Here is a 13,878-nt window from a genome sequence, read left to right on the forward strand (position 1 = left end):
GGACATGGCCGTGAGCCCGAGACTCGACGCCGTCGCGGAGTCCTCAGACCGCGACGAGCGGACGGTCGACGAGCACCGGCGAACGATCCTCGCCGCGGTGCGGCGCCTCGATCACCTCACGCTTCCGCTCGCCGAGGCACAGGCCTACACGCTCGCTGCGCCCGTCCGTGCCGCCATCGACCTGCCGCCGTTCGACAACTCGGCAATGGACGGGTTCGCGGTCCGCTTCACCGACGTCGCGGCCGCGAGCGCAGCATCCCCCGCGCTTCTCCGTGTCGTCGGCGATCTGGCCGCCGGCAGCCCGTACGAGGCCGTGTGCGGACCCGGCGAGGCCGTGCGGATCATGACGGGAGCGCCCCTCCCCTCGGGCGCCGACACCGTCGTGCCCTTCGAGGCGACCGGCGGGGGCCTGGCCGATTCGCTCGGCACGGCGCGAGTCGTGGAAGCCCCGCGCCGCATCGGCGCCCACATCCGTCGTCGAGGCGAGGATGCCGCAGCCGGTACCGAACTCATCCCCGCAGGCGTCGAGCTCGGGCCGCTGCAGCTGTCGGCGATCGCAACGGCGGGCGTTCCGGTCGTGTCGGTGAGTCGCCGTCCGCGGGTGGCCGTCATCGCGACCGGCGACGAGCTCGTCGCGCCGGGATCGGCGATCGGCCGTGCGCAGATCCCCGAGTCGAATTCACTACTGCTGTCGGCGCAGGCCCGTGCTGCGGGGGCGGAGGTGATCCTGCAGAGGCGCGTGCGCGACGTCGACGACGACCTCCGCGCTGCCATCCACGACGCCGCAACGAGTGGGTCGGATGCGGTCATCACCTCGGGCGGAGTGAGCGCGGGAGCGTTCGAAGTCGTGAGAACCGCGCTCGCCGAGATGACGTTCGTGCGGGTCGCGATGCAGCCGGGCCGACCGCAGGGGTTCGCCGCAGGACACCCCCTGTTGTTCGGCCTCCCCGGAAATCCGCAGAGCGCGGCGGTGTCGTTCGAAGTCTTCGTACGCCCTGCCCTTCTCGCAATGCAGGGGCGCACACGGACCGACCGGCGGATGCTGCGCCTCCCCGCAGCAACGGGCTGGCGCTCGCGTCGCGAGCGAGTGCAGTACATGCCCGTCGTCTTGGTCGAGGACGGGGTCACCCCGGCCGCCGCTGAGGGTTCGTCGCGCGCCGCCGGGCTCGCGGGCGCCGCAGGGTACGCCGTCGTCCCCGTCGGAGTCGGCGACGTCCATGCCGGGGACCTACTCGATGTCATGCTGCTCCCGTGATGGTCGCATCGGGGACTGACATCGGGGCGGTCCTCCTCGCCGGCGGTCGGGGCACGCGGATGGGCGGCGTCGACAAGCCGCAGCTCGAGGTCGGCGGAACGACGCTTCTGGATGCCGCGATCGCCGCGGCTCGGAGGGTCGGCGCGCATCCGATCATCGCCGTGGGCCCGACCGCGAGCGCGGGTTCGGTCATCAGATGGGTGCGGGAGGATCCGCCGTTCGGCGGACCCGCCGCGGCCGTCATCGCCGCGCTGCCGTTCGTGACGGCACCGCGCACCCTCGTGCTCGCGTGCGACCTGCCGCACGTGGCGGCCGCGGTACATATCCTGTGCGGCGCGCCGTTCGAGGGCGACGGCGCGTGCCTCGTCGATGCGGCCGGTCGGACGCAGTGGCTCATCGGGCTGTACCGCACAGACGCGCTGTGCTCCGCCGCGGCCGAACTTCCCCAGCAAGGGCGTGATGCATCGGTCCGGTCGCTGCTCGCTCCGCTGACGATCACGCGGATACCGACATCGGACCCGAGATCGGACCCGAGATCGCACCCGGGATCGAACCCGGCATCAGAGTCGGCATCGGAGTCGGCATCGGAGTGGGCATCAGACCGAGCCATGGACCCTGCGATGGACCCGGCGATGGACCCGGCGATGGACCCGGCGATGGACCCGGCGATGGACCCGGCGATGGACCCGGCGATGGACCCGGCGATGGACCCGGCGATGGACCCGGCTATGGACCCGGCGATGGACCCGGCGATGGACATCGACACGTGGGACGATCTGAACAGGGCACGGGACGCCGCCGGACGGGGTGCCGGTGCACGTGAGACCGAGCGAAGGAGAGATCCATGACCGAGCATCTGCCTCCCGCGGCGCTGGACGACTGGTCGGCTGCACTTCAGGCGCTGTTCGGCTTGGGGTCCGACGACATCCCGATCGCATTGGTCCTCGATCTCGCGCGGGACGTGGCGAACGGGGTCGCGCGCCCGGCGGCGCCGCTGAGTGCGTTCGTCGCAGGCCTCGCAGCCGGCAGAGCGGGAGGCTCACCCGAAGACGCCCGCCGGGCGGTCGCTGAGATCACCTCGCTCGCCGCAGGCTGGCGAGAGGGCGAAGATCAGGCCCGATCGACCGATGCGGTCAGGCCCGACTGACTGATCAGGCTGATCCGGTCACGCCCGCTCGACTGATCAGGCTGATCCGGCCACGCCCGCTCGACTGACCAGGCTGATCCGGCCACGCCCGATCGACTGATCAGGCTGACCCGGCCACGCCCGCTGCGACTGATGCGGTCACGCGCCGCGGCGCTCGAGCCGGATCACAACCGACTTCGACGTCGGCGTCCCGCTGACGTCGGCCGTCGAGTCCAGCGGCACGAGCACGTTCGTCTCGGGGTAGTAGGCCGCCGCGTTCCCGCGCGGTGTGGAGTACGCGACGATGCGGAACTCTTCGGCCCGCCGCTCGACGCCGTCGCGCCACTCCGAGACGAGATCGACGATGTCGCCTTCGGCGAACCCGACCTGCTCGATGTCGTCGACGTTGACCAGGACGACCCGCCGCCCGCCGTGGATTCCGCGGTAGCGATCGTCCTTGCCGTAGATCGTGGTGTTGTACTGATCGTGCGATCGGAGCGTCTGGAGCAGGAGGCGCCCGCTCGGGATGTGCGGATACTCGAGCTCGTTGACCGTGAACCGGGCGCGTCCGTCCTCGGTGGCGAACCGGCGCTCGTCGCGCGGACCGTTCGGGAGGAAGAACGTCCGCCCCTTGTCGATCCGCTGGTCGTAGTCCTCGAATCCGGGGATGACGGCGGCGATGTGTCCCCGGATGAGGCTGTAGTCCGCCTCGAGCGCCGCCCAGTCCGCGCGGGGGACGTTGGCGGGATGCTGGAGCCCCGCCGGGTCGGGACCGTCGGCCTCTTCGTCGGCGCGGCGCTGCGGGTGACCGAGGTCGACCTCGACGGCACTCGGAGCCGCGCTCGACGGGGTGGGCCGTGCCGCGGCATCCGATCCGAACAGGAGCCCGCACAGCCTCGACACGATCGCGACCTCGCTGAGGAGCTCCTCCGACGGGGGCGAAAGGCGCCCGCGGGACGAGTGCACGGCACCCATCGAGTCTTCGACCGACACGCGCTGCTCGCGGCCGCCGCGGCGGTCGCGATCGGTGCGGCCGAGCGTCGGGAGGATGATCGCGCGTCTTCCGGTCACGACGTGCGAGCGGTTGAGCTTGGTCGAGACCTGCACGGTCAGCGCCATGTTCGTCATCGCCGCTTCGACCACCGCGGTGTCGGGCGTGGCGCTGACGAAGTTGCCGCCCATGCCCATGAAGAACCGGGCTCGCCCGTCGCGCATCGCGCGGATCGCCGCGACGGTGTCGTGACCGTGCTCACGGGGTGATGCGAAGCCGAACTCGGCGTCGAGGGCGTCGAGGAACTGCTCGGACGGCTTCTCGTAGATCCCCATCGTGCGGTCGCCCTGCACGTTGGAGTGGCCGCGCACGGGGCACACGCCTGCGCCGGGCTTACCCATATCGCCCTGCAGGAGCAGGACGTTCACGACGTCGCGGAGAGTCGCCACCGAGTGCTTGTGCTGAGTGAGGCCCATCGCCCAGCAGACGATCGTGGCATTCGAGGCGCGCACCGCCTCGCCCACTTCGCGGAGGTCGTTCTCGGGGATGCCCGTGGCCGTGACCAGATCTGCCCACGACACGTCGGCCATCGCCTGACGGTAGGCCTCGAACCCGCTCGTATGCGCGGCGATGAAATCCTGGTCGAGCACATCGCCCGTCCGGGCTTGTGCCTCGAGCAGATGCTTGCCGATCGCCTGGAACAGGGCCTGATCGCCGCCGAGGCGGATCTGCACGAACCGGTCGGCGAGCTTCGTTCCGCCGAACGCGACACCTCGGACCGTCTGGGGATTCTCGAAGCGCATCAGACCCGCCTCGGGAAGGGGGTTCACGGCGATGATCTTCGCGCCGTTCTGCTTGGCCTTCTCGAGTGCGCTGAGCATCCGCGGATGATTCGTTCCGGGGTTCTGCCCCGCCACGATGAGCAGATCGGCCTTGTGGATGTCTTCGATCGACACCGTCCCCTTGCCGATGCCGATCGTCTCGGTGAGCGCGGATCCCGACGACTCGTGGCACATGTTCGAGCAGTCCGGCAGGTTGTTCGTTCCGAGGCCGCGCACGAGCAGCTGATACAGGAACGCCGCCTCGTTGGAGGTACGGCCGGAAGTGTAGAAGATCGCCTCGTCCGGGTCGTCGAGCCCGCGGAGAGCCCCGGCCACCTCGCTCAGAGCGCCATCCCATGAGATGGGGCGGTAGTGGGTCGCGCCCTCCTCGAGGATCATCGGATGCGTCAGCCGGCCCTGCTGCCCCAGCCACCAGTCGTCGTGCCCGCGGAGTTCGTCAATCGAGTGTTCGGCGAAGAACTCCGGGGTCACCCGGCGGATCGTCGCCTCTTCGGCGACCGCCTTGGCCCCGTTTTCGCAGAATTCGGCGATGTGCCGCTTGTCCTCCTCGGGCCATGCGCACCCCGGGCAGTCGAAGCCGTCCTTCTGGTTGACCCGCATCAGCGTCTCGACGCTGCGGACGATGCCCATCTGGTCATTCGAGATCTTCAGCGCGTGCAGCACCGCGGGCACGCCGACGGCGACCTTCTTCGTCTCCGTGAAGTGCAGCTTCGTCTCGTCGATGTCTTGTGCCGGTGGCCGCTTTGCCATGAGCTCATGCTATTCCCGCCGGACGGGGGGTACGGCGACGCGCGACACGTCCGCACCGATACCCGTCCGCACCGATACCCGTCCGCACCGATACCCGTCCGCGCCGACATCCGTCTGCCCCAATACACTGCAGATGCGGCGAACAGGAGCTGACATGGCCGACCCCACGATCACCGCAGACGACGGCACCGAGGACGGCGCCCCCGACGGCACGAGCGAGTCCGCGAGATTGGCCGAAGCGGATCAGGTGCCGTGGCGCGACTGGGGGCCGTACCTGTCCGAACGGGCGTGGGGAACGGTCCGCGAGGACTACAGCGCCGACGGGGAGGCCTGGGACTACTTCCCCCACGAGCACGCGCGCTCCCGCGCGTACCGGTGGAATGAAGACGGGATGGCCGGATTCTGCGATGAGGGGCAGAACTGGTGCCTGTCGCTCGGCCTGTGGAACGGCGTCGATCCGATCCTCAAGGAGCGGATGTTCGGCCTGACCGGCCCGCAGGGCAACCACGGCGAAGACGTCAAGGAGTACTGGTGGTACCTCGACGGCACCCCGACGCACTCGTGGAACACGTGGCGGTACCACTACCCGCAGCGCGAGTTCCCGTACGGCGACCTCATCGCCGAGAATGCGCGGCGCGGCAAGGATGAGCCCGAGTACGAGCTCGTCGACACCGGCGCCTTCGACGACGACCGCTACTGGATCGTGACCGTCGACTACGCCAAAGCAGGTCCGCGCGACCTGCTGATGAACATCACGGTCGAAAACCCCAGCTCCGATGAGGCGACCCTGCATGTGCTGCCCACGCTCTGGTTCCGCAACACCTGGGCGTGGGGCGACGACAACCCCACACCCGACCTGCGGTGGGATGCCGGGCGGATCATCGGGCAGCACTCACGTTCGGGCCCGCTCGTCCTCAGCGGCGCGGGCTCGCCCGACCCGCTGTTCTGCGACAACGAGACCAACGAGGCTCTCCTGTTCGGGGCGGGGAATCGCACTCCCTACCCAAAGGATGGCATCAACGATCACGTGGTGAGCGGCGCGGCGACCGTGAATCCCGACCGGCACGGCACCAAGGCAGCCCTGCACTACACCGTGACGGTGCCGGCAGGCGGGAGCACGAGCATCCGGGTGCGTCTCGTCGGCGGCGAGCCGACGGATGCCGGCCTCGACCAGTCGGCGGTGGTGGCGTCGCCTCTCGAACCGGCGGACGGGTTCGACGCGGACGGGTTCGACGCGGACGGGTTCGACGCGATCATTGCAGCCCGCCGAGCCGAGGCAGACGCGTTCTACGCCGGGGTGATCCCCGCTGAGCGAAGCCCGGAGGAGTACCTGGTCGCCCGCCAGGCCTTCGCCGGCCTGCTGTGGGGGAAGCAGTTCTACCACTACGACGTCACGCGCTGGATCACCGGCGACCCGGGGCAGCCCGCACCGCCGCCCGGCCGGGGCGGCGTCCGCAACGGCGCCTGGCCGCACGTGCACAACCACGACGTCATCTTGATGCCCGACCCGTGGGAGTACCCCTGGTACGCCGCGTGGGATCTCGCGTTCCACTGCGTCACGCTCGCCCACATCGATCCGCAGTTCGCCAAACAGCAGCTGATCCTGCTGCTGCGCGAGTGGTACATGCACCCGAACGGGCAGCTACCCGCCTACGAGTGGAACTTCTCCGACGTCAACCCGCCGGTGCACGCATGGGCCGCCATCCGTGTCTTCGAGATCGACGGCCGTCGCGACTTCGCCTTCCTCGGGGCGATCTTCCACAAGCTCCTGATCAACTTCACGTGGTGGGTGAACAACAAGGACCGCGAGAGCGACAATCTCTTCGAGGGCGGCTTCATGGGCCTCGACAACATCGCACCCGTTGATCGCTCGAAGCTGCCCGCATCCGTCGGCTACATCGAGCAGGCCGACGCGAGCGGCTGGATGGCGATGTATGCGCTCGACATGCTCGACATCGCGCTGCGTCTCGCGCTGCACGATAACGCGTACGAAGGCGTCGCGACGAAATTCCTCGAGCACTTCCTGGCGATCGCGCACGCGACCAACGACGGCCTGATGTGGGACGACGACGACGCCTTCTACTACGACGTGCTGCACCTGGCCGACGGCACCGACGTCGCGCTCAAGGTGCGCTCGCTCGTCGGCCTCGTCCCCCTCCGTGCGGTTCTCGCCTACGACGTCGACGACATCGGCGGCGCCCTCCCGGAATTCCGCGAGCGTGGACTGTGGTTCCTGGGGAACCACCCCGAGTACGCCGACATGTTCCAGATCCGCGACATCGACGGCATCCGTCACCGGCTGCTCACTCTCGTCCCGCCCGACCGGCTCACACGCGTGTTGTCGAGCGTGTTCGACGAGTCTGCTCTGCTCAGCCGCTACGGCATCCGCTCGATCTCGGCATGGCATCGCGACCATCCATTCGAGGTCGAGGTGGCGGGAGACCTCGCGTCGGTCGACTATGAGCCGGCCGAGTCGGCGACCGGACTGTTCGGCGGGAACTCCAATTGGAGGGGCCCGATCTGGATGCCCTTGAACGTGCTGCTGGTCGAGTCGCTCCACGACTTCGCGAGGCTCGCCCCCGGAGAGATGATCGTCGAGTTTCCCACCGGCTCCGGCTCGCGGATGAGTGTGGGCCACGCGGCGGATGCTGTCGCCCAGCGCCTCGTCTCGATCTTACTGCCTGATGCAGACGGGCGCCGGCCCGTGCACGGCTGGTACGACCTCCTCGCGACCGATCCGCGGTGGAAAGACAACATCGCGTTCCACGAATACTTCCACGGCGACACCGGCATGGGGCTGGGCGCCGCCCACCAGACGGGCTGGACGGCGTTGGTCGCACATCTCATCGTGACGACGCCGAAGAACGCCCACATCCCCGCGCCGGCTCTCCCCGGCGACGAGTAGGCCCAACCACCCGGCCAGGATCGCCGCCGATCATCAGGCCGGCGGACCGGTTTCACGTGGCGCGCGGAACACCGGCACCCGCCGTTCGGGCTCCACGACGTAGCGCCGACCCGCCGGGGACGTCCACTCGACCGCGCCGTAGCTGCCGCCGACGTCGCGAACCGTCCACCCGCCATGGTGTTTGACGATGTGATGGCCCTTGCAGAACGGATTGAGATTGCCGAGGCACGTTTGTCCGCCGTCCTCCCACGCGACGCGATGATCGATCTCGCACCGCGAGGCGGGGATGCCGCACCCCGGCGCCATGCAGCGATCGGCGCGCCACTTCACGAGCCGTCGCAGCGCGGGTGGCGGCCGGTAACGATCGCGCCCGACGGAGAGGACCATCCCGGTCTCGGGATGGGTGAGCACCCGCATCCACCCGTCCGCTCCCCCGCACAGCTCGCGTGCTCGTTCGATAGAAATGGGCCCCACGCCCTCGACGACCGCGGGCTCGGATCCGGACGGGGCATCATCGAGGAGGGCGAGGGCGGGCACCGTGACAGCGACGGTCGCGCGGATGCCGCGCGCCTCGGCCGGGTGCATCGCGTTCTCACCCTCGATGAGCAGGTCAGCCACCACATCGGCGCGGATCTGATCGAGGGTTCGCGACTCGCCCCCGCGGGCGAGGATCGCTTTCGCCATGGTGGTCGCCCGCCCCCAGATCGCCTGTGCCTCGACAGCAGGAACCAACGCCATGATCCACGCCATGCCGTCGTGATCGGGTTGGAGCACCACTCGGCGCCGTTGCAGAGCCTGCTCGTGCCGCTCCGTCAGCGTCTGCGCACGCACCGTCTCGATCAGCGTGCGCAACCGTCGACTGAAGCTCCCGACGGGCAGCGTCTCAGCAAGTTCGATCGCCGCCGGCACGACCTGCGCGCGGAATTCCGGCTCGACCACGTCGAGAGCCTCCACCAGCGCACGCGCGTGCCGCTCCGTCATCCGGGCAGCGGCGAAGGAATTGAGCACCGCCGGATACCTGTCGACCAGCGCCTCGCCCATCGCCAGCATCCCGCCCGCCTCGCCCTCGGTGATGCGCAGTGCGGCGGCGATCTCCAACCGCACCGACCGCTCCACCACCTCGGTGAGCGTCCGACCGAGACGCGCCGCATCGGCGAGAGCTTCACGGCGCAGCAGGTCGGCGCCGATCAACCGCTGCGCGGCCTGCATGGTCGCCACATCCGCGAGCTCTATCAGGTGATCCAACGTGTCGGGCGCGAATGCCATGTATGCGCCGGCAACGTCGTGGTCACCCGAACCCTGCGAGTCGCAGGGCGCTGGCGCATCGACGAACATGTCTCGAGATTAGAACATATCTACGACATTCGATCGCGATCGCAGAAAGGTGTGGAAAACTCTGCTTCTCACCTCACCGCCTGCCGTTGCCGAAGAGGCCCCGGATCACGCCGTTGAGGATCGTCTGCGTCGACTTCGAGTTCAGCACCTGCTCGATCGGCGACTTCTGGGTGGTGCGCGATGTGCGGGTCGTTCCCGCGGTCTTCTTCAGCAGCCTGTCGTACTCGGCCTGCGCCTTCTTGTCGGCCGCGGCCTTCGCCTTGTCGGCCGCCGCCTGCTGCTTGGCGAACTCGGCGTCCGCCTTGGCCTGCGCGAGCGCCGCCTCCTCGGCGGCCGCGGCCTGCTCGGCGGCGTTCATGCGCGCGGTGAGGATCTCTCTGGCCGACTCGCGATCGATCGCCGTGCCGTACTTCGCCATGAGGGGGGATGCGGCGACCGCCGCCTCGATCGCGGCGTCGGGCGTCGGCGACATGAGCCCCTGCGGCGCGCGGAGGCGCGTCCAGGCGACCGGAGTCGGCGCGCCCTTCTCACTCATCACCGTCACGATCGCCTCGCCTGTGCCGAGCTCCTGCAGGACGCGCTCGAGGTCGTATCCCGAGCGCGGGTAGGTGCCGACTGTCGCCCGCAGCGCCTTCGCATCGTCCGGCGTGAACGCACGGAGCGCGTGCTGCACGCGCGACCCGAGCTGGGCGAGAACGTCGGACGGGACATCCTTCGGAGTCTGCGTGACGAAGAACACCCCGACCCCTTTGGAGCGGATGAGTCGCACGGTCTGGGTGATCGCCGACAGGAAGGACTTCGACGCGTCCTTGAAAAGCAGGTGCGCCTCATCGAAGAAGAACACGAGCTTCGGCTTGTCGAGGTCGCCGACCTCGGGGAGCATCTCGAACAGCTCCGCGAGGAGGTACATGAGGAAGGTCGAGAACAGCGCCGGCTTGTCGGCGACGCCCGGCACCTCCAGGAGGCTGATGATGCCGCGGCCGTCGGGCGCGGTGCGCAGGAACTCGCTCACCGCGAACTCGGGCTCGCCGAAGAACACGTCGGCGCCCCCGTCGGCGAAGGTGATGAGTTCGCGGAGGATGACGCCCGCCGTCGCGGGCGAGAGACCGCCGAGATTCTTCAGCTCGCTCTTGCCCTCTTCGCTCGTGAGGTAGGCGAGCACTGCGCGCAGATCCGACAGATCCACCAAGGCGAGGCCGTTGGCGTCGGCGTAGTGGAAGACGAGACCGAGACTCGACTCCTGCGTCTCGTTGAGCCCGAGCACCTTGCTCAGCAGCAGCGGCCCGAAGCCGCTGACGGTCGCCCGCACGGGCACGCCCTTCCCGATACCACCGAGGGCGAAGTACTCCGTGACCGACGCCTCCGGCGTCCAGTCCTGACCGATCGCCCGGGTGCGGGCGAGGAGTTTCTCGTTCGACTCCCCCGGGGTCGCCACACCCGACAGGTCGCCCTTGATGTCGGCGGCGAACACAGGCACCCCCTTGGCGGCGAGTTGCTCGGCGAGACCCTGCAGCGTGCGGGTCTTGCCCGTCCCGGTCGCGCCGGCCACGAGCCCATGCCGGTTCATCATCCCCAGCGGGATGCGGATCTGCGCGTCCGCGACAGGATCGCCGTTCATGAGCGCCCCGAGGTCGAGCGTGGTGTCTTCGAACGTGTAGCCCTTCACGATCGCGGCGATTTGCTCCGCGTCGAGCGGCCCCTCGGTTTCGGAGCCCGTCGGTGGAGCGACCGGAGCGACCGGCGCGACCGGCGGCCCCGGCACTCCCGCAGGCTCAGCCACGGCGGGAGGCTCAGCAACCGCCGCACGCTCAGGCACCACAGCAGGCTCAGCCACGACAACGGGCGTGGCAACGGCAGGAGGCTCAGCAGCCCCGGCCCCGGCTCCGGCCTTCGCCTTCGCGGCTTCGGCCTGCGCCGCCGCAAGCGCGGCTCTGGCCTGCGCGGCCTTCAGCTGCGCCTCGGCGGCGTCGGCTTCGGCCTGGAGCCGGGCGAGTTCTGCCTCGGCCGCTGCGACAGCAGGATCGACGACAGCAGGATCGACGACAGCGGGATCGGACGGCTCTGGCGCGGTCATGCCCACAGCCTAGAGCGGCGAGTGCGATGGCGGCACGGGGCGCCGCATCCGGAAATCGCGCTCCCGGGCGAGGAGCGTCCCGAAGGCCGCCGCCATCAAGAGGGCCGCGGCGGCCCCTGCCAGGGCGCCCCCGACCGTGTCGCTCAGCCAGTGCGCGCCGAGGTACGTCCGTGAGAAGGCCATCACCACCACCCAGGCGGCCCCGACGATCGCGACCCAGACCCTGGGGAAGATCACGAACAGTGCCACCACGATCGTGGTGGCGTTGGCGACATGCCCCGACGGGAAGGAACCGTAATCCGACACCACGACGATGTCTTCCGGTCGTGCGCGTCCGAACGAGTGCTTGAGCACCTGCACGAAGAGCGCGCTGCCCGCGATCGCGACGATGAAGTACACCGCCGACCAAGGCCTTCGGAGGATCAGGAGCAGGCAGACGACGATGACCGGCATCCCGATGATCCCGAACCATCCTCCGCCCAGCCAGTTCATCGCGTATGACACCGCGAGCAGAGCGTCGTTGCGCGACGCGAACAGGAGCTGGTTCCACCAGGAGTCGATCGCGAAGGGCCTGTTGCCGCGGAGGACGAAGATCCACGCCCCGAGCGCGACCGCGGCCGCAAGGAGCACGCCGCCGACCCACAGCTCGGTGCGTCGGGTGAGGCGGGCTGGAGCATCCATCTCGACATCATGCCAGCCCCTCACGCGGATTCGCGGGACGCGCCACAATGGGCTGATGCCAGCCATCGTCGACATCGTGCGCCGGGTCGTCGCCCCGCTCACCCACACGCGACTCTTCCGTCGGTGGGCACCCGTGCTGCTCCCGCCGCTCGAGCGGTTCCTCGCGCGGGCGACGGGTGGCCGCGTGCAGGTCAGTGCGATCCTCGTGCCCTCGCTGGTCCTGCACACGCGCGGCGCGAAATCGGACGAGCCGCGCGACGCGGTCCTCATGTACACCCCCGACGGGCACGGGCGCGCGATCGTCGCCGGCTCGAATTTCGCCGACGGTCGGCACCCGGCCTGGTCGACGAATCTCATCGCACATCCGGATGCGGCGATCACCGTCCGCGGAAGGCGGATGGCGGTTCACGCCTCGCGCGTGCCCGACGGCGAGCGCGACGCCGTCTGGGCGCGCATCGAGCGTCAGTGGCCGGGCTACCGGGAGTACGAACGCGCCTCAGGGCGGGTCGTGCGCCTGTTCGTGCTGCAGCCGGTGCGCTGAGCGCCACTACGGGGTGAGCAGGCCGATCGTGCGCGGGCGGACGATCGTCCAGAGGGCGAGAGCGCCGATGATGCCGCATCCGACCATGACCATCGCCATCGTGGTGGGGGTGATTCCCGCATCCCGAGCGATCCATCCGACGATCGGCGAGATGAGGGCGGCGATGCCGAAGTTCGTGGCGCCGATGAGCGATGCCGCCGTGCCTGCTGCCTTGCCGTGCCGGTCGAGGGCGAGCACCTGCACGCACGGCATGGTGAAGCCGAACGCGGTCATGAAGACGAAGAGGGGCACCATGACTCCCCAGATGCCCGCTCCGAGCTGGTCAAGAACGATGATCGCCGTGGAGGCGATCAGCATCAAGCTCGTCGAATAGGCCATCACCCACTGGGGCCCGAAGCGTGCGGCGAGCCGGGACGCCACCTGCACACCGGCGACGACGCCGACGGAGTTCACGGCGAACAGGAGGCCGTATTGCTGCGCATCGAATCCGAAGGTCACCTGGAAGAGGAAGGACGAGCTGGACAGATACGAGAACAGACCGCTGAACGACATCGCTCCCACGATCAGCACGCCGATGAACACCCGGTCGGAGAAGACGCTCTTGTAGCGCTGCATCACCGAGGTGCCGGGTCCGCCGCCGCGACGCGCCTTGGGGAGGGTCTCGGGCACGAGGAACAGCGAGAAGATCAGCATCAGCGCGCCGTAGATCGCGAGGACGACGAAGATCCCGCGCCACGGCATGACCGCGAGAAGGGCCGACCCGATCAGGGGCGCGATCACGGGCGCGACGCCCGAGACGAGCGCGAGACGCGACAGCATCACCACCAGTCTTCGCCCGCCGAAGAGGTCGCGCACGATCGCCATCGCCACGACGCCTCCGGCCGCGGCCCCCATGCCCATGAAGACGCGTGCGCCGCCGAGGAGGACCAGCGAGGGCGCGAGAGCCGCTGCCGTGCTCGCCACGACGTGCAGAGTGGTGGCGGCCAGGAGCGGGATGCGGCGACCGACCTTGTCGCTGAGGGGCCCGACGATCAGCTGCCCCAGTGCGAAGCCGAGCATCGTGCCCGTGAGCGTCAGCTGGATCGCCGCGGCCGTCGTCTGGAAATCAGCCTCCAGCACCGGGAACGCCGGAAGGTACAGATCGACCGTGAACGGACCGAGCGCGGTGAGCGCTCCGAGCAGCACGATGTACACGACGCGCCGCGCGTGGGAGATCGCGTCGCCGGGGTGCAGCATGATCGGCGCCGTAGCCGGATTCGATCCGAGCGTGCGAATCGCGCCGGTGGCGGTATCTCGAGCCGAGCGGACGGGTGCGGTCGCCGGATCGACGTCTGCGGGACGAGCGGTGGGGATGGATGCGGTGTCGAGCACGGGCGAG

At 69.2% G+C, this 13,878-nt stretch carries 10 protein-coding genes; 5 read left to right on the forward strand and 5 right to left on the reverse strand.

Annotated elements, in window-relative coordinates; all coding sequences use genetic code 11:
- Positions 1 to 4: 4 nt before the first annotated feature.
- From F6B43_RS09320 to F6B43_RS09330, 3 genes are read left to right on the forward strand one after another with little or no spacing between them, the layout of a single operon-like run.
- Positions 5 to 1,255 (forward strand): molybdopterin molybdotransferase MoeA, encoded by a 1,251-nt coding sequence (locus F6B43_RS09320; RefSeq protein ID WP_150448684.1) that lies wholly within the window; start codon positions 5 to 7, stop codon positions 1,253 to 1,255.
- Complete coding sequence (gene mobA, locus F6B43_RS09325) at positions 1,255 to 2,103, forward strand: molybdenum cofactor guanylyltransferase (protein ID WP_150449517.1); 849 nt, start codon at positions 1,255 to 1,257, stop codon at positions 2,101 to 2,103. The genes F6B43_RS09320 and mobA overlap by 1 nt, the downstream gene beginning before the upstream one ends.
- Positions 2,100 to 2,402, forward strand: a complete 303-nt coding sequence (locus F6B43_RS09330) for a DUF6457 domain-containing protein (RefSeq protein WP_150448685.1) — start codon at positions 2,100 to 2,102, stop codon at positions 2,400 to 2,402. Before mobA ends, F6B43_RS09330 begins: the two co-directional genes overlap by 4 nt.
- A 138-nt stretch (positions 2,403 to 2,540) precedes the next feature.
- Here F6B43_RS09330 and F6B43_RS09335 read toward each other — a convergent pair whose 3' ends face one another.
- On the reverse strand, positions 2,541 to 4,964 hold the full coding sequence (locus tag F6B43_RS09335) for an FdhF/YdeP family oxidoreductase (RefSeq protein ID WP_150448686.1): 2,424 nt from the start codon (positions 4,962 to 4,964) through the stop codon (positions 2,541 to 2,543).
- 154 nt (positions 4,965 to 5,118) lie between these two features.
- Here F6B43_RS09335 and F6B43_RS09340 point away from each other — a divergent pair, with 154 nt between their 5' ends.
- Positions 5,119 to 7,869, forward strand: coding sequence for an MGH1-like glycoside hydrolase domain-containing protein (locus tag F6B43_RS09340; RefSeq protein ID WP_211368098.1), 2,751 nt, complete (start codon positions 5,119 to 5,121; stop codon positions 7,867 to 7,869).
- 33 nt (positions 7,870 to 7,902) lie between these two features.
- Here the strand turns inward: F6B43_RS09340 and F6B43_RS09345 are convergent, their stop codons facing one another.
- The 3 genes from F6B43_RS09345 to F6B43_RS09355 form a co-directional block, all read right to left on the reverse strand.
- The gene (locus F6B43_RS09345; protein ID WP_150448688.1) at positions 7,903 to 9,204 is read right to left on the reverse strand and encodes an HNH endonuclease signature motif containing protein; all 1,302 of its coding nucleotides are present in this window, start codon (positions 9,202 to 9,204) and stop codon (positions 7,903 to 7,905) included.
- A 73-nt stretch (positions 9,205 to 9,277) separates the two neighbouring features.
- On the reverse strand, positions 9,278 to 11,278 hold the full coding sequence (locus tag F6B43_RS09350; protein WP_150448689.1) for a helicase HerA-like domain-containing protein: 2,001 nt from the start codon (positions 11,276 to 11,278) through the stop codon (positions 9,278 to 9,280).
- A gap of 9 nt (positions 11,279 to 11,287) precedes the next feature.
- Entirely contained in the window at positions 11,288 to 11,959 is a 672-nt protein-coding gene (locus tag F6B43_RS09355) for a phosphatase PAP2 family protein (RefSeq protein WP_150448690.1), read from the reverse strand.
- A 55-nt stretch (positions 11,960 to 12,014) separates the two neighbouring features.
- On the opposite strand from F6B43_RS09355, the gene F6B43_RS09360 reads away from it, so the two are divergent.
- Positions 12,015 to 12,500, forward strand: coding sequence for a nitroreductase family deazaflavin-dependent oxidoreductase (locus F6B43_RS09360; protein ID WP_150448691.1), 486 nt, complete (start codon positions 12,015 to 12,017; stop codon positions 12,498 to 12,500).
- A 6-nt stretch (positions 12,501 to 12,506) separates the two neighbouring features.
- Here the strand turns inward: F6B43_RS09360 and F6B43_RS09365 are convergent, their stop codons facing one another.
- Positions 12,507 to 13,871, reverse strand: coding sequence for a multidrug effflux MFS transporter (locus F6B43_RS09365; protein ID WP_246159890.1), 1,365 nt, complete (start codon positions 13,869 to 13,871; stop codon positions 12,507 to 12,509).
- Positions 13,872 to 13,878: the final 7 nt, after the last annotated feature.

It is taken from the genome of Microbacterium rhizomatis, assembly GCF_008710745.1.
In the GTDB taxonomy this organism is placed as follows: Bacteria; Actinomycetota; Actinomycetes; order Actinomycetales; family Microbacteriaceae; genus Microbacterium; species Microbacterium rhizomatis.

Coding starts and splice junctions, on each gene's coding strand:
- F6B43_RS09320 (WP_150448684.1), top strand. CDS start 5: ATGGCCGTGAGCCCGAGACTCGACGCCGTCGCGGAGTCCTCAGACCGC.
- mobA (WP_150449517.1), top strand. CDS start 1,255: ATGGTCGCATCGGGGACTGACATCGGGGCGGTCCTCCTCGCCGGCGGT.
- F6B43_RS09330 (WP_150448685.1), top strand. CDS start 2,100: ATGACCGAGCATCTGCCTCCCGCGGCGCTGGACGACTGGTCGGCTGCA.
- F6B43_RS09335 (WP_150448686.1), bottom strand. CDS start 4,964: ATGGCAAAGCGGCCACCGGCACAAGACATCGACGAGACGAAGCTGCAC.
- F6B43_RS09340 (WP_211368098.1), top strand. CDS start 5,119: ATGGCCGACCCCACGATCACCGCAGACGACGGCACCGAGGACGGCGCC.
- F6B43_RS09345 (WP_150448688.1), bottom strand. CDS start 9,204: ATGTTCGTCGATGCGCCAGCGCCCTGCGACTCGCAGGGTTCGGGTGAC.
- F6B43_RS09350 (WP_150448689.1), bottom strand. CDS start 11,278: ATGACCGCGCCAGAGCCGTCCGATCCCGCTGTCGTCGATCCTGCTGTC.
- F6B43_RS09355 (WP_150448690.1), bottom strand. CDS start 11,959: ATGGATGCTCCAGCCCGCCTCACCCGACGCACCGAGCTGTGGGTCGGC.
- F6B43_RS09360 (WP_150448691.1), top strand. CDS start 12,015: ATGCCAGCCATCGTCGACATCGTGCGCCGGGTCGTCGCCCCGCTCACC.